General features: G+C 73.3%; 22 protein-coding genes. 7 read left to right on the top strand and 15 right to left on the bottom strand.

Translation table 11 applies throughout. From position 1 onward, the window contains the following. Positions 1-25 precede the first annotated feature (25 nt). The 5 genes from AB0424_RS10740 to AB0424_RS10720 form a co-directional block, all read right to left on the bottom strand. Positions 26-559: a DUF6190 family protein gene (locus AB0424_RS10740; RefSeq protein WP_366303936.1), complete on the bottom strand. Its 534-nt coding sequence runs from the start codon at positions 557-559 to the stop codon at positions 26-28. Next, complete coding sequence (locus tag AB0424_RS10735; protein ID WP_366303935.1) at positions 549-1,727, bottom strand: aminotransferase class I/II-fold pyridoxal phosphate-dependent enzyme; 1,179 nt, start codon at positions 1,725-1,727, stop codon at positions 549-551. Before AB0424_RS10735 ends, AB0424_RS10740 begins: the two co-directional genes overlap by 11 nt. Before the next feature lie 243 nt (positions 1,728-1,970). Then, positions 1,971-2,672 (bottom strand): DsbA family protein, encoded by a 702-nt coding sequence (locus tag AB0424_RS10730; RefSeq protein ID WP_366303933.1) that lies wholly within the window; start codon positions 2,670-2,672, stop codon positions 1,971-1,973. Between the two features lie 27 nt (positions 2,673-2,699). Then, complete coding sequence (locus AB0424_RS10725) at positions 2,700-3,500, bottom strand: MBL fold metallo-hydrolase (protein WP_366303931.1); 801 nt, start codon at positions 3,498-3,500, stop codon at positions 2,700-2,702. Between the two features lie 23 nt (positions 3,501-3,523). Then, positions 3,524-4,462, bottom strand: coding sequence for a DMT family transporter (locus AB0424_RS10720; protein WP_366303929.1), 939 nt, complete (start codon positions 4,460-4,462; stop codon positions 3,524-3,526). A gap of 123 nt (positions 4,463-4,585) precedes the next feature. Here AB0424_RS10720 and AB0424_RS10715 point away from each other — a divergent pair, with 123 nt between their 5' ends. Continuing rightward, the gene (locus AB0424_RS10715) at positions 4,586-5,254 is read left to right on the top strand and encodes a helix-turn-helix domain-containing protein (RefSeq protein ID WP_366303928.1); all 669 of its coding nucleotides are present in this window, start codon (positions 4,586-4,588) and stop codon (positions 5,252-5,254) included. Here the strand turns inward: AB0424_RS10715 and AB0424_RS10710 are convergent. The 4 genes from AB0424_RS10710 to AB0424_RS10695 form a co-directional block, all read right to left on the bottom strand. Then, positions 5,204-6,064 (bottom strand): TetR family transcriptional regulator, encoded by an 861-nt coding sequence (locus tag AB0424_RS10710; protein ID WP_366303926.1) that lies wholly within the window; start codon positions 6,062-6,064, stop codon positions 5,204-5,206. The two genes, AB0424_RS10715 and AB0424_RS10710, sit on opposite strands and share 51 nt — an antisense overlap. A 213-nt stretch (positions 6,065-6,277) precedes the next feature. Continuing rightward, entirely contained in the window at positions 6,278-7,192 is a 915-nt protein-coding gene (locus tag AB0424_RS10705; RefSeq protein ID WP_366303925.1) for a DMT family transporter, read from the bottom strand. Between the two features lie 91 nt (positions 7,193-7,283). Continuing rightward, positions 7,284-7,979 carry a winged helix-turn-helix domain-containing protein gene (locus AB0424_RS10700; protein ID WP_366303924.1) on the bottom strand — a complete coding sequence of 232 codons (696 nt, stop codon included), beginning with the start codon at positions 7,977-7,979 and terminating at the stop codon, positions 7,284-7,286. A gap of 94 nt (positions 7,980-8,073) precedes the next feature. Beyond that, complete coding sequence (locus AB0424_RS10695) at positions 8,074-8,733, bottom strand: TetR/AcrR family transcriptional regulator (protein WP_366303923.1); 660 nt, start codon at positions 8,731-8,733, stop codon at positions 8,074-8,076. Between the two features lie 69 nt (positions 8,734-8,802). Here AB0424_RS10695 and AB0424_RS10690 point away from each other — a divergent pair, with 69 nt between their 5' ends. The 3 genes from AB0424_RS10690 to AB0424_RS10680 all read left to right on the top strand — a co-directional run bounded on the left by AB0424_RS10690 (position 8,803) and on the right by AB0424_RS10680 (position 11,049). Further along, positions 8,803-9,960 carry an acyl-CoA dehydrogenase family protein gene (locus AB0424_RS10690; RefSeq protein ID WP_366303922.1) on the top strand — a complete coding sequence of 386 codons (1,158 nt, stop codon included), beginning with the start codon at positions 8,803-8,805 and terminating at the stop codon, positions 9,958-9,960. Positions 9,961-10,073: 113 nt separating this feature from the next. Next, on the top strand, positions 10,074-10,361 hold the full coding sequence (locus AB0424_RS10685; protein WP_366303920.1) for a YiaA/YiaB family inner membrane protein: 288 nt from the start codon (positions 10,074-10,076) through the stop codon (positions 10,359-10,361). A gap of 61 nt (positions 10,362-10,422) precedes the next feature. Beyond that, positions 10,423-11,049: a TetR/AcrR family transcriptional regulator gene (locus AB0424_RS10680; protein ID WP_366303918.1), complete on the top strand. Its 627-nt coding sequence runs from the start codon at positions 10,423-10,425 to the stop codon at positions 11,047-11,049. Here AB0424_RS10680 and AB0424_RS10675 read toward each other — a convergent pair. Then, positions 11,040-11,501 (bottom strand): MaoC family dehydratase, encoded by a 462-nt coding sequence (locus AB0424_RS10675; RefSeq protein WP_366303917.1) that lies wholly within the window; start codon positions 11,499-11,501, stop codon positions 11,040-11,042. The two genes, AB0424_RS10680 and AB0424_RS10675, sit on opposite strands and share 10 nt — an antisense overlap. A 105-nt stretch (positions 11,502-11,606) precedes the next feature. Here AB0424_RS10675 and soxR point away from each other — a divergent pair, with 105 nt between their 5' ends. Beyond that, the gene (soxR, locus tag AB0424_RS10670; protein WP_366303915.1) at positions 11,607-12,086 is read left to right on the top strand and encodes a redox-sensitive transcriptional activator SoxR; all 480 of its coding nucleotides are present in this window, start codon (positions 11,607-11,609) and stop codon (positions 12,084-12,086) included. On the opposite strand, the gene AB0424_RS10665 is transcribed toward soxR, so the two are convergent. From AB0424_RS10665 to AB0424_RS10645, 5 genes are all read right to left on the bottom strand, one after another. Continuing rightward, positions 12,083-12,829 carry a 3-keto-5-aminohexanoate cleavage protein gene (locus AB0424_RS10665; RefSeq protein ID WP_366304154.1) on the bottom strand — a complete coding sequence of 249 codons (747 nt, stop codon included), beginning with the start codon at positions 12,827-12,829 and terminating at the stop codon, positions 12,083-12,085. The two genes, soxR and AB0424_RS10665, sit on opposite strands and share 4 nt — an antisense overlap. A gap of 17 nt (positions 12,830-12,846) precedes the next feature. Beyond that, positions 12,847-13,458 (bottom strand): hypothetical protein, encoded by a 612-nt coding sequence (locus tag AB0424_RS10660; protein ID WP_366303914.1) that lies wholly within the window; start codon positions 13,456-13,458, stop codon positions 12,847-12,849. 145 nt (positions 13,459-13,603) lie between these two features. After that, positions 13,604-14,881, bottom strand: a complete 1,278-nt coding sequence (locus AB0424_RS10655; protein ID WP_366304152.1) for a serine-threonine protein kinase — start codon at positions 14,879-14,881, stop codon at positions 13,604-13,606. 128 nt (positions 14,882-15,009) lie between these two features. After that, a complete protein-coding gene (locus tag AB0424_RS10650) occupies positions 15,010-16,356 on the bottom strand; it encodes an erythromycin esterase family protein (protein WP_366303912.1) in 1,347 nt (448 codons plus the stop codon). 148 nt (positions 16,357-16,504) lie between these two features. Beyond that, positions 16,505-17,755, bottom strand: a complete 1,251-nt coding sequence (locus tag AB0424_RS10645; protein ID WP_366303911.1) for a DUF1343 domain-containing protein — start codon at positions 17,753-17,755, stop codon at positions 16,505-16,507. Positions 17,756-17,894: 139 nt separating this feature from the next. Here AB0424_RS10645 and AB0424_RS10640 point away from each other — a divergent pair, with 139 nt between their 5' ends. Together AB0424_RS10640 and AB0424_RS10635 are read left to right on the top strand one after the other, a co-directional pair. Beyond that, positions 17,895-18,716, top strand: a complete 822-nt coding sequence (locus tag AB0424_RS10640; protein WP_366303909.1) for an SDR family oxidoreductase — start codon at positions 17,895-17,897, stop codon at positions 18,714-18,716. A gap of 98 nt (positions 18,717-18,814) precedes the next feature. Beyond that, positions 18,815-19,408 carry a TetR/AcrR family transcriptional regulator gene (locus AB0424_RS10635; RefSeq protein ID WP_366303907.1) on the top strand — a complete coding sequence of 198 codons (594 nt, stop codon included), beginning with the start codon at positions 18,815-18,817 and terminating at the stop codon, positions 19,406-19,408. Positions 19,409-19,410: the final 2 nt, after the last annotated feature.

The following is a 19,410-nucleotide window of genomic DNA, read 5'->3' as shown; positions in this document are numbered from 1 at the left end:
TGGTTCGGAGGGGTGGCGCTGCCGTTCAGAGCTGCTCGGAGACCACCGACAGGACCAGCGACCGCTGGTAGAGCTCCTCCAGGTACGCGGGGAACGAGGGTTCCTCCACCGGGCTTCGAGCCCCGTCCCGCACGATCGGTTCGACGGGAAGTCCGGGCGTACGGAGCAGCCGGGGGCTCGCTGTGCGGAGCACGCCCCCCTTGCCGAGGACCTGCGCGAGGGCGAGCCGTTCATGGGTGGGCAGTCCGTCGAGCCCGGGTGCGGTGAGGGCCCGGCGGACGTCCTCCTCGTCGTAGGCGACCCGGTCGACGGCCAGGTCGGTGTGGAGGACGTCCATGAAGGGGTAGTACTCGTCCTGCACGCGCCGCTCGTAGCGCCACACGAGGTCGTCGCAGCGGCCGACCTGCTCCCAGCTCATGACGATCCGGCCGGCGTCACCGGCGGCGAGCCGGTCGGCGAAGAAGGACTTGGCGGCGATCCTGACGGCGTCGTCCTTGCTGTGCATGCCCATGAAGAGGGTGGCGTCGACGAACACCGCGGGGGAGGGGTCAGCCGGCATAGCGCTCGAGCACCTTCCGCATCCGCTCCATCGCGCCGGCGAACAGCTCGGGCTCGCGGGCCAGGGCCAGGCGGAGGAAGCGCTCGCCCTTCTCCTTGGTGTTCCAGTAGAAGAACGTGCCCGGCAGGACGTACACCTCCTCGTCGAAGAGGACGGCCTGGAGCTGGGTGGCGGTCACGTGCTCGGGCTTGATCCGGAACCAGGCGACGCTGGTGCCGACGACGGGCTCCTGGAACTCCAGGATGGTGCCGCCCAGCGCCGCGCGGGCCGCCTCGCCGTTGGTCGTGATGATGTCGCGCACGGAGGCGAAGCCGTCGGTGATGGAGTCCTCGACGTACTGCGTGACCATGTTGAGGACGAAGGGCGACACGTTGAGCAGGACGCTGGTGTGGAGGTTGTAGACCTCCTCCTGGATGTCCCGGCTGGCGGTGATCATGGCGCACTTGGCGTCCTGGATCGGCCAGGTCTTCCCGGTGTCCTCCATGACCATGTAGGTGACGCCGGAGTCCTCCAGGAGCCGGTAGATGTCGACCCGGCCGATGCCCTCGTCGCAGAGCGCGAAGGAGGCGAAGCAGAAGTCCATCACCAGGACCTTGTCGTGGTCCACGCAGTAGCGGACGACCTCGCGGAAGCCCTCCAGCTTCTCGGCGAGCAGGGTGAAGCCGGTGGGGTTGTTGGGGTCGACGAGGTAGATCGCGTCCGCGTCGACCTGCTCGACCAGGCGGTCGTAGATCGCGTCCTTGTCGTGCAGCGCCGACTCGGCGAGCGGGGAGATCGGCACCTGCATGTTGCGGAGCAGGTCCACGAGGTTGTCGAAGCAGGGCTCGACCAGCTGCACGGACTTGCCGCGCTGCTTGAGGAACATGCCGGCGACCATGGTGGAGACGCTGGCGGAGTACGACAGGAGCGTGCGGTCCATCGCCCGGGCGGTGGGCTGCCGGTGCAGTCGGAAGAACGCGTCGAGGAACTGGCGCTCGAAGTGGGCCTGCTGCTTCGACTCGGACTCGTGCCAGAGCTCGGGCAGCCGCGAGACGATCTGCTCCTGGGAGGCGGACTGGCGCTGGTGGGTGTGCGCGTCGGCCAGGTTGAACCGGGTCTTCAGCGCCTCGATCTCGTGCTGGGTGAGGTCGACGAAGGTGCTGACGTCTGCCTTGTCGGTCAACGACATGAAGAACTCCCGCTGTCTGTGGAATGGCAATGAGAATGCCGCTGTGAATCTGCGTCCGGAATTCCGGCCGGCGGGAACGACTGTATGAGGTGCGACCGGCCCTGCGAATAACGGCCGGGTCACGCAATTAATAATCACCGCGATGTTCTGCGGAAATGAAAAAGGAACGACGGCCAGGCATTCCTCGAAAGGAATGCCTGGCCGTCGTTCCGGTCGAATGGCCGCCGGTGCGGACCGGTGCGGTTATTCGGTGGCGGCTCGCAGGAGAATGTCCTCGTACACCTTCGGGTCGTCCGAGGAGATCACCGGCCAGCCGATGCCGTACGCGCCCTCCCAGCCCACCTCGATGCCCGGGTTGGCGTGGTCGGAGCCGTCGGGCAGGAAGAGGTGCGGGCTGCAGTTCACGCGGTCGGTCCGGGACAGGGCGGCCTGGTCGGCCAGGGCCCGGCGGGCCCGCCCGTCGTCCAGCGCCTCGGTCAGGGCCTCGACGTCGACCACGCCGGTGTCGGCGGCCACGTCCAGGATCACCTTGCGGTGGCTGATGCAGCGCGACTCGGCCCAGAACGCCCGGCGCAGACCGAGGTCGAGCTGCTCCGAGGCGTCGAGGCTCTGCTCCTTCGCCGCCAGGACGGCCTCCAGGGCCGGCAGCGTCGTCGAGGGGTACAGCCAGTCCTTGGCCTGCCACAGCTGCCACCCGGCACCCGGCTCCAGGCTGGCCATCCGGGCGACCTCGCTGTCCGTGCCGGGGCGCGGACTCGGGGCGTCGTTGAGCAGCTCCAGCGGGAAGGCCCGCAGGTCGAAGGAGACCTGCTCCTCCAGGCCGAGCCGGGCCCGGGCGGCATGCAGCCGGTGGACGGCGATGTGCGCGAAGGAACACCAGATGTCGGAGAAGACGGTGACGACTCCGCGCGGCGGGGTCAGGTCGGCGGTGGTCGGGTCGGGCATGGTTCTCCTCGGTTCGTGCGCGGCGGGTCAGCCGGCGGTGGTCTCGTGGGCGTCCAGCGCCGCCTCGAGGTCGAGGTCGGCGCCGGGCAGCCAGGCGGGCAGGGACGGAATGCGGGCCATCGCGTCGAGGAGCCGGGGCACGGCGGCCTCGCGGACGGTCGGGCCGTGGGCGCTCAGCAGCCGTGCCGGGCGCAGTGCGGCCAGTTCGCGCACGGGCCGGACGAACCTCGCCTCGTCGACCAGTGCGGTCCACGGGGCTATCGCCCGGTTCAGCACGTCGAATCCGCGGAAGAACTCCTCCTCGGAAAGGTCGGTGAATTCCTGGGTGATCTCTTCGACGACGGTGCCGAAGCTGTCGGAGCTGTAAAGCGTTCCATCGGAATGGTCGAACACGGCGAGGGTGCCGGGTGAATCGAAGGTGGGCGGCCGGTGAAAACTCAGCTCGCGGTCGCCGATTTTCACCCGGCTTCCCGGGTTCGCTGTAACTACCCGTTCTCCGGGAATGTCGAACTCTTCTGATATTCGCGTCACTGATATCGCGTTCGCGAGGACCTTCGCGTGCGGGGCGTCGGCCAGGATCCGGGCCAGGGCGCCGGTGTGGTCGCGGTCGTCGTGGGTGACGACCACCCAGCGCAGGTCGGCCGGATCGATCAGCGACCAGAGGGAGTCGAGGAACCCCTCCCGGTCGACGGGCATGCCGGTGTCCACGAGGAGCGGCTGCCCGGACCGCAGGAGGAAGGCGTTGACCGGCTGGTCGCCGAGGCCCGGTATGGGCAGCGCGGAGGGCAGGACGTGGATGTCCGGCCCGGCCGTGTAGGAGGGTTTCATGCGGCACCTCTCATGGCGCGTCGTCAGACGAGCTGGATGGTCAGGGAGCCGGCGATCAGCAGGGCGAGGCCGAGGGCGCGCGGCTTCGTCAGCGACCGCTGGGGAAGCTTGAACAGGCCCTTGTGGTCGATCAGCGCGGAGGTGAGCTGCTGGCCGGTCACCGTGAGGGCGATCGTCACGGCCGCGCCGATCGAGGGGATGAGCAGGAAGGTGCCGGTGACGTAGGCGGCGGCGCACGCGCCTCCCAGCCAGCCCCACCAGGGCATCTTCTTGAGCGGGGCGATCTTCGGCTTGGGGGTGCGCCGGGTCGCGTACAGCACGAGCAGGACGACGGCGATGGTGAAGGTCGCGACGGCGAAGCTGATCACGGCGACGGTGATGGGCTCCTTGAGCTGGGCGCGCAGCTGGGCGTTGACCGCGCCCTGGACCGGCAGGACGCCGCCGGCGAGGACGCCGAGGGCGAGCCAGCCGGCCCGGCCGGCGCTCGACATCTTCGGGGCGCCGGGCGGGGCGGCCGCCTTCATGCCCCGGATGATCACGACGATGCCGGCGAGCACGGCCAGGGCGCCGATGACGATGCCGGCGTTGAGGTCCTTGCGCTCGAGGCCGAGCAGGCCGAAGAGGTCGAGCGCGAGCGAGGCGAACATCTGGCCGGTCACGAACAGCCCGACGGCCGCCAGGGCGCCGAGCCGTGGGAAGAGCAGGATGCCGCTGGTGATGTAGAGCGGACTGGCGAGTCCGCCGAGCAGCTGCCAGGGCTCCACGTCGGGGAGCTTGCCGAGCGCGCCGAGCGCTCCGGCGGCCACGGCCAGGACGACGAGCAGGCCGGTCGCGACGCCGAGCTGGATGGTCGAAGCGCCGTACGGGGTGCCGACGGCCGAGTTGAGCTGGAGGTTCACCGAGGCTTGGACGGCCAGGAGGCAGCCGACCAGCAGGGCCGCGGCGAGGAGCGCGGTGTGCATCTGGATCTCCCTGGGGCGGGGATGGCGAGCGGGTAAGTGGACACTGAGTCCGTTTAGCATGCCACGCGACATGGCAAACGGACAAGGTGTCCACTTAGCCTCGGGGGAAGTAAGGTCGGGTCCATGAGCGAGGAAGAGCAGCGCGGACGGGGGACCGGCTCCGTGCACCGGGTCGGCGGGCTCCTCGGAGATCTCCAGGCCGTGGACGACCAGCCGGTCGCCCCGCGCAGACGGGCCGACGCCGAGCGCAACCGCGCCCAGATCCTGGCGGCGGCCGAACGCCTCTTCGCGGAGCAGGACCCGCGGACGGTCACCATGGACCGGATCGCCAAGGCCGCCGGCGTGGGCCGTGCCACGCTCTACCGGAGCTTCCCCGACCCGCCGTCGGTCGCCGTGGCGCTGCTCGACGAGCACGAGCGCCGGCTCCAGGGACAGCTGATCTACGGTCCGCCGCCGCTCGGCCCGGGTGCGCCCGCGGGGGAGCGGCTCGCGGCGTTCTACCTGGCGATGCTCGACCTGCTGGAGCGTCATCTCCCGCTGGCCCTGGGGGCGGAGACCGGCCCCGCGCGCTTCCGTACGGGCGCCTACGGCTTCTGGCGCGTGCACGTCCGCACGCTGCTCGTCGCCCACGGGGTCCGCGACCCGGACCCCCTCATCGACATCGCGCTCAGCCCGCTGTCACCCGAACTCTTCCAGTTCCAGCGGCACGAACTCGGGCTGTCGGCCGAGCGCATCGGCCGGTCACTGACGGCCTTCGCCCGCCGACTCCTTGAGGCCGGCGACGGGGACTGACGGCCCGGCCGCCGGGCCGTGGGCGACCGGACCGACCGGACCGACCGGACCGGGCGCGGCGCCCGGCTCCTCGCGCCCGGTCGCGCCCTCGCGGGGCCGCCCGGCCGGGTGGACGAGGCCCGGCAGGATCAACTCCCAGATCCGCCCCAGCCGTTCCTCGGCGGGCCCCCACAGCGCCCCGCTCTCCGCGGTCCGGCGCGGGGGTACGGCGCCCTTCGCCGGGTGCGGCGGCAGACTCTCCGGATCGGCCGCGCCGCGCTCCGGCGGCCAGGGGGTGTCGGTGGGGGTGGCGTCGGGGCAGCGCATCTCCAGCTCGACGCCGGTGATCACGTATCCGATGAGCGCCGCGACGGCGGTCGCGTCCACGCCGGGCCGCAGGGCGTCCTCCGCCGCCGCGAAGCGCGCGAGGCGGGCCACCTCGCGCCGCCACGGGCAGTCGCGCACGGGGCCGGCCGACTGGAGCTCACGCGCGAGCCGTTCGCCGGCCCGCGCCATGTGGTCGGTCTCGAAGAGCCGGATCAGCGCGTGTGTGGTGATCACCAGCTTGTCGATCGCCGTCCCGCCCACGCCCTCCGTGGACAGACAGGCCGACTCGACCGTGATCCGGGTGACCGCGCGGGCCCGGCCGCGCACCTCGGTCGCGAGGTCGGCCTTGGTCGCGAAGTGGAAGACGAGGGCGCCGGTGGTCACCCGGGCCTCGCCGGCGATCCTCGCGAGCGACGCGCGCTCGTAGCCGAGTCTGTCGAAGATCCGGGCCGCCGACGAGAGGATCTCCTGTCTCGTCCGCTCCGCCCGCTGCTGAATCGCCATGACTCCCCCGTCGGCTTGCCGGAAGGTGCCGGACCGTCACGTTCAGGCCCGCGCCTGTGACCGACTCGAAACTATCCGGCCGGGCGGCGACGAAACGCCCCTTGTCGCCCCTCCGGCCGAAACTGGGGCTTGACGGGCATCTCCCCTCCAGGTCGCGGACGCCCGGGCACCGCGGGCCGCCCGTGAACTGACCGGAACCCTGGGTATGGCCTGTCAGGTGGATTCGGCCGTTCCGGCGGGAGCGGCGGCCCGCGACCGCGAGCGGGACACCGCCACACCGGCCAGGCACAGCGCGCCCCCGGCGAGCGTGAGGAGGGCGGGCAGCTCGCCGAGGAGGATCCAGGCGAGCAGCACCACGAGGGCGGGCACGGCATAGGTGGTCGCGCCCATCCTCCCCGCGGTGGTGCGCGCCAGGGCGTACGCCCAGGTCGTGAAGGCGAGCGCGGTCGGGAACACCCCGAGGTACACCATGTTCAGCGTCGCCGACAGCGGGGCCCTGCCCGCCTGTTCGACGAGCTGGCCGGCGAACGGCAGGCACGCCGCCGTCCCCACCAGGCACCCGAACGTCGTCACCTGGAGGGCGCTGCCGTGCGCCAGCGCCGGCTTCTGCGCCACGACGCCGCCCGCGTACGCCCCCGCCGCCAGCAGGCAGAGCAGCACCCCGAGCACCGAGGCGTGGCTGCCGGAGGAACCGGCGGACATCGACAGGCCCACGGCCACCGCGCCCGCGAAGGAGACGGCCATCCCGGCGAGGAGCCGGGGCGGCAGCGACTCCTTGAGGAACCGCGCGCCGAGCAGGGCGATCAGGAGGGGCCCGATGTTCACCACCATCGCCGCGGTGCCCGCGTCGACCTCCTGCTCGCCCCAGTTGAGCACCACCATGTACACCCCGAACCACAGCAGGCCCGAGACCACGATGCCCGGCCACGCCGCCCGCGACGGCAGCCCCTCCCTCCGGACGAGCAGCACCGCCCCCAGGACCAGGGAGCCGGCCAGCAGCCGGCCGAGCGCGAGCGCCCCGGGGGAGTAGGCCGCCCCGGCGCTGCGGATCGAGACGAAGGCGGAGGCCCACAGGACGACGGTCACGCCGGCGGCGCCGAGGGCGAGCCGGGAGGATTGCTTCTGCATGGCTCGACCGTAGGCCGTGGACCGTTCGGCCTTCACCGCAATATCGAGGGGTGGAGGCGGGGCCGCACCGGGCGCCTCGCTCCGGGACCGCTCAGCGCAGCGCCGTCGGCGCGATGCCGAGGGTGGCGTACAGGGCGGACTCGCCCTCCGGTGTCACCTTCACGGCCCGCTCGGATCCGATCCTGACGCACCAGCCGGCGTCCAGCGCGTGCCGGCACAGGGCGGCGCCCGCGAGACCCGCCAGGTGGGGCCGTCGTTCGGTCCAGTCCAGGCAGCCGCGCGCCACCGGCCGCCGTCCCTTGCGTGCCAGGGCGATGCCCCGCTCCTCGAACCAGGCCAGGCCGCCGTCGGTGAGCGCGAAGCCGGTGTCCTGGCGCAGCAGTCCCCGCTCGGTGAGCGCGTCGGTGATCGTGATCCCGAGTCGTCCTGCGAGGTGGTCGTAGCAGGTCCGGCCGCGGGCCATCGCCTCGCCGGCGCTGGCCTCCCGCAGCGAGCGGGGCGGTGCGGGCACCGCGGGCTCGGAGCGGGCGGCCAGGTCCTCGACGAGGTGGGCGACCCCCGGGTCGGCGAGCCGGACGTACCGGTGCCGGCCCTGCCGTTCCTCCGCGAGGACCCCGCCCGCGACCAGCTTCCCCAGGTGTTCGCTTGCGGTGGACGGCGCCACGCCCGCGTGCCGGGCGAGTTCGCCCGCCGTCCAGGCCCGTCCGTCGAGCAGGGCGAGCAGGAACGCGGCGCGGCTCTCGTCCGCGAAGAGCGCCGCGAGCGCGGCGAGGTCACTGGCTGCCATGGCTCCAGCCTGCCGCACCGACCCTTCGGCGGTGGCCGAAGGGTGTCGGGCGGCCGGCCCTTCCGGAGGTCCGTACCCCGGGTCCGTACGCCCGCTAGGGTGCCGCCGCCCGGCGGACCGGGAGCGACGCGTACTGGAGCGCCAGCCCGTCGAGGAGGGCCCGCAGGCCGGTCTCGAAGGCGCCCTCGTCGACCTTCTGGCGGTGCTCGGCGAGGAGGTGGGCCCGGCCGAGGTGGGGGTAGTCGGCGGGGTCGTAGGCCGTCTCGTCGTCGACGAAGCCGCGGGCGAACGAGCCGAGCGCGGAGCCGGTGATGAAGTACCGCATCAGCGCGCCGATGGAGGTGGCCTGCGCCGGGGGCCAGCCCGCGCGGACCATCGCGCCGAAGACGGCGTCGGCGACGCGGAGGCCCGCGGGACGGCGGCCGGGGCCCTGGGCGAGGACGGGAACGATGTGCGGGTGGTCGGCGAGGGCGGCCCGGTAGGAGACGGCCCAGTCGTGGAGCGCGGTCCGCCACTCCCGCGGGTCGTCCTCCGCGAACATCGACAGGTCGATCTTCGCGCTCACGGCGTCCGCCACCGCGTCGAGGATCTCGTCCTTCGTCCGGAAGTGGTTGTAGAGCGACGGTCCGCTGACCCCGAGCTCGGCGGCCAGCCTGCGCGTCGACAGGGCGGCGAGGCCCTCCGCGTCGACCAGCGCTCCCGCCGTCTCGACGATGCGGTCTCGGCTGAGGAGGGGCTTGCGCGGTCGGGCCATGGCGCACATAGTAGGCGTGCGCTCAAAAACTAGCAGTGGTAATTAACGGGATCGGCGAGGTGGTGCACGGTGGATCTGGCGCTGAGCGAGGAGCAGGAGGCCGTGCGGCGGCTCGCCGAGGAGTTCGTCGCCCGGGAGGTCGCCCCGCACGTCGTCGCCTGGGACCGCGCCGAGGCGGTCGACCGGGCGATCGTGAAGAAGCTCGGCGCCGTCGGCTTCCTCGGGCTGACGATCCCCGAGGAGTACGGCGGCTCCGGCGGCGACCACCTCGCCTACTGCCTCGTCACCGAGGAGCTGGGGCGGGGCGACTCCTCCGTGCGCGGCATCGTCTCCGTCTCGCTCGGCCTGGTCGCCAAGACGATCGCCTCCTGGGGCAGCGAGGAGCAGAAGCACGCCTGGCTGCCCCGGCTCGCGGCCGGCGAGGCGCTCGGCTGCTTCGGCCTCACCGAGCCGGGTACCGGCTCCGACGCCGGGAACCTGGCCACCCGGGCCGTCCGCGCCGGCGACGCCGGCGACTACGTGGTCAACGGCAGCAAGATGTTCATCACCAACGGCACCTGGGCCGACGTCGTGCTGCTCTTCGCCCGGACGAACGACACCCCCGGCCACCGGGGCGTCTCCGCCTTCCTGGTTCCCACCGACACCCCCGGCCTCACCCGCCGGGAGATCCACGGCAAGCTCGGCCTGCGCGGCCAGGCTACCGCCGAACTGGTCCTGGAGGACGTCCGCGTCCCCGCGTCCGCGATGCTCGGCCCCGAGGGCAAGGGCTTCGCCGTCGCCATGTCCGCCCTGGCCAAGGGCCGGATGTCGGTCGCCGCGGGGTGCGTCGGCATCGCGCAGGCCGCGCTCGACGCCGCCGTGCGCTACGCCGGGGAGCGCGAGCAGTTCGGCAGGTCCATCGCCTCGTACCAGCTCGTGCAGGAGCTGATCAGCGACATCGCCGTGGACGTCGACGCGGCACGGCTGCTGACCTGGCGGGTCGCCGACCTGATCGACCGGGGCCAGGACTTCGCCACGGCCGCCTCCACGGCGAAGCTCTACGCCTCCGAGGCCGCCGTCCGCGCCGCCAACAACGCCCTCCAGGTCTTCGGCGGCTACGGCTACATCGACGAGTACCCGGTCGGGAAGCTGCTGCGCGACGCCCGCGTCATGACCCTCTACGAGGGCACGAGCCAGATCCAGAAGCTCATCATCGGGCGCGCGCTGACGGGGGTCTCGGCCTTCTGAGCCCGCCGGAGAGCCGGGCCGGGCCGCTGCCGGGCCCGGGTACCGGCTTCTGAGTACGGGAATGAGTACGCGGGCGGATGTGGCACGGGCCACATCCGCCCGATGCTCTTCCCATGAGCGACACACCGGTCAAGCAGCAGAACACCGCCGCCTACTACCTGCAGGCGGTCATCTCCTTCGGGATCGCGATCGCGGCCGTGGCCATCGGCGTCTACCAGCTCGACGCCAGCGCCTGGGTCCGCGCCTTCCTCGCCGTCTCCGTCCTCTACCTCACGACCTCGGCCTTCACCCTCGCCAAGGTCGTCCGCGACCGGCAGGAAGCCGGTCAGATCGTCAGTCGGGTCGACCAGGCCCGCCTGGAGAAGCTCCTCGCCGAGCACGACCCCTTCCAGAAGCTCTAAGCGCTTGCTCACCCTCGTTGTATGGTGTTCGTCCTGACGGGGTCCGAGCGAGGAGTGTGGGATGAGCGCGGCGGAGGAGACGCCCGGGGGCGAGGACATGCCCTGGGGCGAGGTCACGCCCGAGGCGGCCCGGCGGCTGCTGGTGGCAGCCGTGGAGGCGTTCGCCGAGCGCGGCTACCACGCCACCACCACCCGGGACATCGCCGGCCGCGCCGGCATGAGCCCGGCCGCGCTCTACATCCACTACAAGACCAAGGAAGAGCTGCTCCACCGGATCAGCCGCATCGGTCACGACAAGGCCCTGGAGATCCTCCGGGCCGCGGCCGCCGGGGAGGGCACGGCCGCCGAGCGCCTCGCCGACGCCGTGCGCTCCTTCGTCCGCTGGCACGCCGAGCGCCACACCACCGCGCGGGTCGTCCAGTACGAGCTGGACGCCCTCGGCCCGGAGCACCGTGCCGAGATCGTCGAGCTGCGCCGGCTCTCCGACGCGGCGGTGCGCGGGATCATCGACGAGGGAGTGGCGGCCGGCGAGTTCGACGTCCCCGACGCGCCCGGCACCACGGTCGCCGTGCTCTCCCTCTGCATCGACGTCTCGCGCTGGTTCAACGTGCAGGGCCGCAGGACGCCCGACGAGGTCGGCGCGCTCTACGCCGACCTCGTGCTCAGGATGGTCGGCGCTCAGAAGTAGTAGCGGGAGACCGACTCGGCGACGCAGACCGGCTTGTCGGAGCCCTCGCGCTCGACGGTCACCGCCGCCGTCACCTGCACGCCCCCGCCCGCCTCCTCGACCTTCGTCAGGACGGCCGTGGCGCGCAGCCGCGAGCCGACCGGCACGGGGGCCGGGAAGCGGACCTTCTCCGTGCCGTAGTTGAGGCCCATCCTCATGCCCTGGACCGACAGCACCTGAGGCACGAAGAGCGGCAGCAGCGAGAGGGTCAGATAGCCGTGGGCGATGGTGGTGCCGAACGGCCCGGTGGCGGCGCGCTCGGGGTCCACGTGGATCCACTGGTGGTCCCCGGTCGCCTCGGCGAACAGGTCGATCCGCTTCTGGTCGACCTCCAGCCAGTCGCTGTGCCCCAGCTGCTCGCCGACCCCCGCGCGCAGCTCCTCGGCTGAGGTGAAGATCCTCGGCTCGGCCATGGTGGTGTCCCTCTCTGGTACGGCATACCCAACGGTCGGTATCCAAGCGCTTGCTCAGCATGTGGGGTGAGGGGAGCCCTGTCAACGGACAGTAGGGTTCGACGGGTGCCGCAGATTCCAGAGAAGATCCACGAGCTCACCGTCGGCCAGCTCTCCGCCCGCAGCGGGGCCGCCGTGTCCGCCCTGCACTTCTACGAGGCCAAGGGGCTCATCAGCAGCCGCCGCACCCCCGGGAACCAGCGCCGCTACGGCCGCGACACCCTCCGGCGGGTCGCCTTCGTCCGCGCCGCGCAGCGGGTCGGCATCCCCCTCGCCACCATCCGGCAGGCGCTCGCCCAGCTCCCCGAGGAGCGCACGCCCACGAACGAGGACTGGGCCCGGCTCTCGGCCGCCTGGCGCACCGAACTCGACGAACGCATCACCCAGCTCGGCCGGCTCCGCGACCACCTGACGGACTGCATCGGCTGCGGCTGCCTCTCCCTGGAGACCTGCGTCCTCTCCAACCCCGACGACGTCATCGGCGAGCGCATGGCCGGCTCCCGCCTCCTCCCGGTACGCCGTCCCACCCGGGACGACACGGCCTAAGGGGTGTCCGCCACGGCCGCCGCCACCAGTTCCGCGTTCGAGCGGGCCGGGGTGCCGTCCGGGAGCAGCAGGGTGTCCTCCAGGCCGATCCGGCCCGCCAGGCCCAGGCGGCGGGCCAGCCGCAGGACCGGCCACGCGCCGCCGTCCACGCCGTGGAGCAGGAGCGGGGTGCCGGCCGTGCGGTCGATCCCCGCGAGCAGCGGGGCGGCCCGCTCCTCGGCCGCGTCCGCCGGGCCGTGGGCGCGGGCCAGGACACGGGCCACCCGGGGTGCCAGGGGTGAGCGGGCGAAGCGGCCCGGGCCGTCCGTGCCGGACCACAGGGCGGCCTCGACCGCTATCCCGCGCGACAGGAGCGCCGCCGCCGTCGCCTCCGCGCCCGGCTCGTGCCAGTCGACCGAGACGAGACCGGGGAGGACGGCCCAGGAAAGGACCCGCTCCACCCGGCGCTCCGCGTCGGGCTCGGCGGTCGCCGCCGTCGTGATCCGCACCGGCGCCCCCGTACGCGCCCCCGGTCCGCCGTGCTGCGCTCCGGCGCCGACCGCCGCGTCGAGCGCGGCCAGGACGGGCGCGAGCACCCGGGGCGAGAGCGAGGGGCGGCCGCAGGGCGTGCGGGGATGGACGCGTATCTCGCGGGCTCCCGCCGCCACCGCCGCCGCGGCGGACGCCGCGAGGGAGTCCGGCGACATCGGCACCGCCGCCGAGTCCCCCGGTCCCCGTGACCCGTTGAGGCACACCTGGAGCAGAGCGGGGGACGCCCGTCTCACGCTGCCGAGGCCAGCGGGCGGCGGTCCCCCCGCGCCCTGGCCAGTGCGCCCGAGGTGAGCACCGCGCGGGGGACGCCCACGCCGCAGTCCCCGCAGACCGGCCCGAGCCACGGCTCGTAGGCGTCGCCGGGGCCCGCCCACTCGATGCGCGGTCCCGCGCACACCGGGCAGCCGTCGCCCGGGCCGCTCTCCAGGGCGCTGATCAACCGCCGCAGCACGTCGGGCAGCGGGTCCGACGGGTGCACGGCCGGGTCGCCGCACCGCACGACGCCGTTGCCGCCCCAGACCCGCCGGTGCCAGTCGTCGAGGGCGCCGAGACCGCGCAGCCCCTCGTGCTTCTCGCGCCGCCGTCGGGCGGCGAACTCCTCCTCGTACGCGAGCCAGACGGCCCGCGCCTCCTCCAGTTCGTCCAGGGCGGCCACCAGCCGCCCCGGGTCGAGCTCCCGGTCCTCGGGCCCGAATCTGTGTCTGCTGCACAGATGGTCCCAGGTCGCCCTGTGCCCGTACGGCGCGAACCGCTCCAGACACTTGCGCAGGGAGTACCTGCGCAGTGCCGTGTCGCACCCCGGATCGCGCACCTGTCTCGCGAGACTCCGGAAACCGGCCATCTCTCGCCACCTCCGCCGCTGGTCCTTCCGCGATATCAGAGGGACGAACGAGCGGCCTCCGATGTTCCATCGATATCGCGATGGGAGCCATCAACGGGACGGGTGAGGCCCCCGATATCCACCGGAACCGATGGGTCCGGTGGCCTCAGGACCCGGAGAATCCCAGGTCACGCGCTTGCCCGGGGCGGGCGGCCGCCACCACGAGCCGGGCCAGCTCGGGCCGGAGTATGTCACTGTGCGAGCCGACCACGGCCGCCGAGTCGACGTTCACGCACCCCGACGCCGGCACGCCCGTGCGCAGGGCCTCCTCCAGGGTCCGCTCCACCGTCCCCGGCACCGCCCGGACACCGTCGTGCCCGATCGCCCCCCACCGGGGGTCACCGGCACCCGGCACACCGGCCGGGAGGCCGGAGAGCGAGGCGGAGTCGCCCGCGAGCCGGGACGCCAGCGGGTACATCACCCCGAGCGCCTTGTCGTGCCGCGAGTAGGAGGCCACCACCGGACCCCGTACGAGACGCTGCGCGTCCCGCAGCGCCCCGGACCGTCCGGCGTCGTGCGGGAGGCGGGCCGCGAAGGCGTAGTGCGAGAAGGCGCCCTGAAGGAGGGTCACCGAGGCGACCGGCCGGGCCCCCGCGGGCAGCCCCCGCAGCGCGTACGCGACGAGCCGGGCCCCCATGCTGTGCCCCACCAGGTGGACCCGGAGGCCGGGGGCGGAGCGGGCCACCTCGCCGAGCAGCGGACCGAGCCCCTGCTCGCCCACCCGGCCCGCCCGCTTCTTCATCACGTAGTACGTGGCCTGCCGCAGCGCCTCGCGGCCGCCCTTCCAGTACCGCGACAGCCCTTCCCCGAAGCCCGGTCCGGCCCCCGGCCCGCCCCCGTCGCCGTCCGCACGTTCCCCGCGGCCGTCCACCTCCTCCAGCGCCGCGGTGAACAGGGCGCAGACCTCCACCGGGTCCGCGACCAGGAACTCCGGCACCTGCCCCGGCGGCCCGGCCGCGCTCCGGAGGTCCTCCTCGGGGACGTCCGCCAGCGCGCGCAGGAGCACCCCGAACTCGGCGAACGCCCGCTCGTCGGCCGGCGCGGACGCCAGCAGCTCGGTGATCCGCCCGAGGACCGGCTCCTTCTCCGGGAGGACCGTCACGAGGGCCCGGTAGTCCGGCACCGGCTCGCCGCTGAACATCATCGAGGGCCAGATCAGCCCGGCGAACCCGGCCTCGACGCCGGGGGCGAACAGACCGGGGAAGGGGGCGAAGAAGTCCGAGCAGAGACGGGTGGCGCCGGACGGGGAGCTGTTCCACCCGTGCGCGAGCACCACCAGGTCGGTGACCCCCTGCCGGGCGAGTGCGGCGAGAGCCGACGACTGCCCCGGGGGGCCGTCGCCGTCCTTGTCGAAGGTGATCTCCCGGTACGGCTCCACACTCATCCCGGTCACGGCCCGACCGCCCCTCCACGTCGAGGTGGGCCGCCATGCCGTGGGCGCGCGCGTGCGCGGGCGGCGGCTCCATGGCGAGCATGCCCGCGCGCGGCCCCGTCCAGACGCGGGGCGGCCGGTCAGCGCAGCCGGGCCGCGGACACCCGGGGGAAGTGGATCAGCAGGTCGTACGAGGCGGACAGCCGGACGGGCACGGTGTCGCCCGGCCAGGGGTACGCGGTCCCGATGTTCCGGGCCGGTCGCGCGGTGCCGAGCCAGTCGCGCGCTGCGGGGCCCGTCCGCCGCGGGTCCAGGTAGAAGGCGTCGGGGGCCACCCGGTCCAGGGTGTCGGCGGCGCTGCCGGGGCCGAGCGGGGCGACGGTGAAGGAGCGGAGCGGTTCGCCCGGGGCGGTCGTGTCGTGGGCGTTGAAGGAGCCCTGTCCGAAGGACGCGCCGACGCTCACGTACCGCGGGCCGAGCGCGTCCCGCAGGAAGGCGCCCTGGATCCGCGGGTAGTGGTCGGGGTCGGTGGTGACGTAGCCGACGTGCCCGTTGTGCGCGGAGAGCAGGATCCGGTCGCCGGTCCGCCGCTGCCACCACACGGTGTTCTCGGCCATGACCCGGTCGCGGTAGAGCATCGCCGCTGCGACGCCCGCCTCGCTCGTCAGGTCGTGGGCGTACTCGGTGCCGACCTGGGCGACGGCCCGCGCGTGCTGCACGGCCCAGGCGTGCGCCTCGCGCGCGCCCGCCCCGCCGTCCGGCCGCCGCGCCTCCAGGAGCGCCAGGGCCCGGTTCGCGTCGGCGGCCATCCGCTGCCGCCGCTCGCGCGGGCGCTCCATGTACCCCTTCATCCAGGACTCGACGGTGCCGGTGGGCCGCGCGTCGCGGTACAGCTCCCGGAAGCGGGGGAGCAGGTCCGGGTGTTCGCGGGCCACGTAGGAGGTGACGGCGTCGAAGAGGTTCGGGCCCGCGTATCCGAGGTCGTTGCCCAGGAAGCGGACCTGGTGGTCGGGGTGCAGCTGGTTGTGCCGGCGCATCCAGCGGAAGAGGTCGAGGTACTCCTCGGTGTTCCAGAGGCGGTAGGACTCCTGGAACTCGTCCCGCATGATCGCCCGGATGTCGCCCCGGCCGGTGCGGACCCACTCGTCGACGAGCAGTCCGGTGGACCAGTTGGCCTCCAGGGCGAACGTGGTGAACCCCCGCCGTTCCACGAGGTGTTCGAAGATCCGGTGCTTGGCCGTGAAGAACTCCGCCGAACTGTGCGTGGCCTCGCCGATGCCGACGACCACGGCCGGGCCGATCATCCGGTCGAGCGGCCGCAGGTCCGTCAAGGGGTGGGCGGAGCGCGCCAGTTCGCGTACCGGGTCGGGGTCGCCCGCTCTGGCTGCGGCGGCGCCCGCGGCGGGTGCCAGGGAGCCCAGGCACGCGGCGACGAGGAGCCCGACGAGCGGCAGGCGGCGGGAACGGCGGCGTGACGAGAGGTTCATGGGGCCAGCCTGGTCGGCGGGATCCGGCCGGGACAGCCTGCCCGCCCCCCTGCCGGCCGGGGGGCCTGCCCCACCTCGCGTCGTCGGCGGCGGGGCGGGCGCTCGCCGCACCCCCCACCTCGCCGGCGGGGCGGGCGCTCCCCGCGCGTCACCGGTACAGCAGGTACTCCGCGCGCACCGCCCGGAAGGCCGCCAGGTCCGTCTGCCACGCCCCGACGACCTCGTCGACGCCCGCGCCGGCGTCGATCATGGTCCGCACCCGGGTCGACCCGGTCAGCTTGTCGATCCAGTTGTCCGGGCGCCAGGCGAAGCCGGTCCACGAGCTGCGGGCGGTGACCAGGAGGCCGATCCCGGTCCGCACCGGGTCGAAGGACTCGCGGTCGTGGACGTGCAGTTGGACCCCGCCCACGGTCTTCCCCTGGAACTTGGAGAAGGTCGGCGCGAAGTACGCCTCGCGGAACCGGACGCCCGGCAGGTCGAGGGCGTTCGCGGCCTCCGCCCACCGGCGGTCGATCCCCTCCGCTCCGAGGAGTTCGAAGGGCCTGGTGGTGCCCCGGCCCTCGGACAGGTTCGTCCCCTCGAAGAGGCAGGTGCCGGAGTAGACGAGCGCGGTCTCCGGCGTCGGCATGTTCGGGCTGGGCGGCACCCAGGGCAGCCCCGTCGCGTCGAAGAACTCCGAGCGCCGCCACCCCGTCATCCGCACGGTCTCCAGCTCCAGGGGCGCGGCCAGGAACTCGCCGTCGAACAGCAGGGCCAGCTCGGCCACCGTCATGCCGTGGGCCTGTGCGATCGGCTCGCGCCCCACGAACGTGGCGAACGCCCGGTCCAGGACCGGGCCGAGGGCCGCCCGTCCGGTCACCGGGTTGGGCCGGTCGAGGACCACGAACCGCTTCCCGGCGAGCGCGGCGGCCGCCATGCAGTCGTAGAGCGTCCAGATGTACGTGTAGAAGCGTGCGCCAGCGTCCTGGATGTCGAAGACGACGGTGTCCACCCCTGAGGCGGCGAAGACGTCCGCCAGGGGCTGCCCGCTCTTGAGGTACGTGTCGTAGACGGGAAGTCCGGTCGCCGGGTCGTCGTGGCGGCCTTCGGAGCCGCCCGCCTGCGCGGTGCCCCGGAAGCCGTGCTCGGGGCCGAAGACGGCGGTCAGGTCGACCCGGTCGTCGGCGTGCATCACGTCCACGACGTGCCGGGCGTCGGCGGTGATCCCGGTCGGGTTGGTGACGATCCCGACCCGCTCGCCGGCCAGCAGGGCGTATCCGTCGGCCGCGAGGCGCTCGAAGCCGGTCCGTACCCGGCCGTGCGCGCGTCCGGCGGGGGCGGCCGAGGCGGTGGGCGCCGTGGCCGCCACCGCCCCGAGGGCGCCTCCGGCGGCCAGCAGACTCCGACGGGACAGGCGCATGGAACCTCCTCGGGGTGACATGGGCACGCACGCTAGCGCTCCTGACCGCCCCGGGGAACGAGGCGTGCGGAACGGGTCTTCCGCCTTTCCATACCGACTGGTTAGTCTGTCCCGGTCGTCACAGCCGAGAGGTGGGTCCATGAACGCGGGCACGAGCACGGACACGAGCACGGGCGAGGGCGCCGGCGGCGCGGACGGGCTCCGGGGCTCCGGCGTCGTCGTCACCGGGGCCGGCGGCGGCATCGGCGCGGCCCTGGCCCGCCGCTTCGCGGCCGAGGGGGCCCGCGTCGTCGTCAACGACCTCGACGCCGACCGCGCCAAGGCCGTCGCCGAGGAGATCGGCGCCGTCGCCGTCCCCGGCGACGCCTCCGCCGTCGTCGACGAGGCCAGGAACGCCCTCGGCGGCACCGTCGACGTCTGGTGCGCCAACGCCGGACTGTCCTCGCCCGGCGACGCCTTCGCCGACGAGGACGTCTGGGCCGCCGCCTGGGACGTCAACGTCATGGCCCACGTCCGCGCCGCCCGCGCCCTCCTCCCGGAGTGGCTGGAGCGCGGCGGCGGCCGGTTCGTCTCCACGGTCTCCGCCGCCGGACTGCTCACCATGATCGGCGCGGCGCCGTACAGCGTCTCCAAGCACGGCGCGTACGCCTTCGCCGAGTGGCTCTCCCTCACCTACCGCCACCGCGGTCTCCGCGTCCACGCGATCTGCCCCCAGGGCGTCCGCACGGACATGCTGACCGCCGCGGGCACGGCCGGCGAGCTCGTCCTCGCCCCCACCGCCATCGAGCCCGAGGACGTCGCCGACGCCCTGATCGACGCCATCGACGCCGACCGCTTCCTCGTCCTGCCCCACCCCGAGGTCGCCGGCTACTACCGCAACCGGGCGACCGACCCGGAGCGCTGGCTGGGCACCATGAACCACGTGCAGCAGGCGTGGGAGGCGGGCACCCGCGAGGAGTAGCCCCGGCGGATGGGAAGATCTACGGACGGGAACGACGTTCCCCCACTCCAGGACGATCACGGACGATCGGGAACGATCACGAAGGAAGGCGGCGGCGCATGGCCAGGACGACGGACGGGAGCGGCGCGCCCGTCCCCCAGAGGCTCCTCGCCGCCGCCACCCGGCTCTTCGCGGAACAGGGCTACGACCGCACCTCCGTCCAGGAGATCGTCGAGGCCGCCGGGGTCACCAAGGGCGCCCTCTACCACTACTTCGGCTCCAAGGAGGACCTCCTCCAGGAGGTCTACGCGCGGGTCCTGCGCCTCCAGCAGGAGCGGCTCGACGCCTACGCGGACGCCGACGCCCCCGTCGAGGACCGGCTGCGCGACGCCGCCGCCGACGTCGTGGTCACCACCATCGAGAACCTCGACGACGCCGCGATCTTCTTCCGCTCCATGCACCACCTCAGCCCGGAGAAGCACAAGCAGGTCCGCTCCGAGCGGCGTCGCTACCACGAGCGGTTCCGGGCCCTCGTCGAGGAGGGCCAGCGGTCCGGGGTGTTCTCCTCCGCGACCCCCGCCGACCTGGTCGTCGACTACCACTTCGGCTCCGTGCACCACCTCTCCACCTGGTACCGGCCCGACGGGCCCCTCACCCCCGAGCAGGTCGCCGGCCACCTCGCCGACCTCCTGCTCCGGGCCCTCCGCCCCTGACC

This window comes from Streptomyces sp. NPDC051180 (genome assembly GCF_040689545.1).
Classification (GTDB): domain Bacteria; phylum Actinomycetota; class Actinomycetes; order Streptomycetales; family Streptomycetaceae; genus Streptomyces.
The sequence above is the reverse complement of the archived record's forward strand: the minus strand, read 5'-3'. Positions and strand labels throughout refer to the sequence as shown.

Coding starts and splice junctions, on each gene's coding strand:
- AB0424_RS10700 (WP_366303924.1), bottom strand. CDS start 7,979: ATGGCAGCCAGTGACCTCGCCGCGCTCGCGGCGCTCTTCGCGGACGAG.
- AB0424_RS10660 (WP_366303914.1), bottom strand. CDS start 13,458: ATGGCCGGTTTCCGGAGTCTCGCGAGACAGGTGCGCGATCCGGGGTGC.
- AB0424_RS10655 (WP_366304152.1), bottom strand. CDS start 14,881: ATGAGTGTGGAGCCGTACCGGGAGATCACCTTCGACAAGGACGGCGAC.
- AB0424_RS10675 (WP_366303917.1), bottom strand. CDS start 11,501: ATGGCCGAGCCGAGGATCTTCACCTCAGCCGAGGAGCTGCGCGCGGGG.
- AB0424_RS10695 (WP_366303923.1), bottom strand. CDS start 8,733: ATGGCCCGACCGCGCAAGCCCCTCCTCAGCCGAGACCGCATCGTCGAG.
- AB0424_RS10735 (WP_366303935.1), bottom strand. CDS start 1,727: ATGTCGTTGACCGACAAGGCAGACGTCAGCACCTTCGTCGACCTCACC.
- AB0424_RS10740 (WP_366303936.1), bottom strand. CDS start 559: ATGCCGGCTGACCCCTCCCCCGCGGTGTTCGTCGACGCCACCCTCTTC.
- AB0424_RS10680 (WP_366303918.1), top strand. CDS start 10,423: ATGAGCGCGGCGGAGGAGACGCCCGGGGGCGAGGACATGCCCTGGGGC.
- AB0424_RS10715 (WP_366303928.1), top strand. CDS start 4,586: ATGAGCGAGGAAGAGCAGCGCGGACGGGGGACCGGCTCCGTGCACCGG.
- AB0424_RS10685 (WP_366303920.1), top strand. CDS start 10,074: ATGAGCGACACACCGGTCAAGCAGCAGAACACCGCCGCCTACTACCTG.
- AB0424_RS10725 (WP_366303931.1), bottom strand. CDS start 3,500: ATGAAACCCTCCTACACGGCCGGGCCGGACATCCACGTCCTGCCCTCC.
- AB0424_RS10635 (WP_366303907.1), top strand. CDS start 18,815: ATGGCCAGGACGACGGACGGGAGCGGCGCGCCCGTCCCCCAGAGGCTC.
- AB0424_RS10645 (WP_366303911.1), bottom strand. CDS start 17,755: ATGCGCCTGTCCCGTCGGAGTCTGCTGGCCGCCGGAGGCGCCCTCGGG.
- AB0424_RS10730 (WP_366303933.1), bottom strand. CDS start 2,672: ATGCCCGACCCGACCACCGCCGACCTGACCCCGCCGCGCGGAGTCGTC.
- AB0424_RS10720 (WP_366303929.1), bottom strand. CDS start 4,462: ATGCACACCGCGCTCCTCGCCGCGGCCCTGCTGGTCGGCTGCCTCCTG.
- AB0424_RS10705 (WP_366303925.1), bottom strand. CDS start 7,192: ATGCAGAAGCAATCCTCCCGGCTCGCCCTCGGCGCCGCCGGCGTGACC.
- AB0424_RS10710 (WP_366303926.1), bottom strand. CDS start 6,064: ATGGCGATTCAGCAGCGGGCGGAGCGGACGAGACAGGAGATCCTCTCG.
- AB0424_RS10650 (WP_366303912.1), bottom strand. CDS start 16,356: ATGAACCTCTCGTCACGCCGCCGTTCCCGCCGCCTGCCGCTCGTCGGG.
- AB0424_RS10640 (WP_366303909.1), top strand. CDS start 17,895: ATGAACGCGGGCACGAGCACGGACACGAGCACGGGCGAGGGCGCCGGC.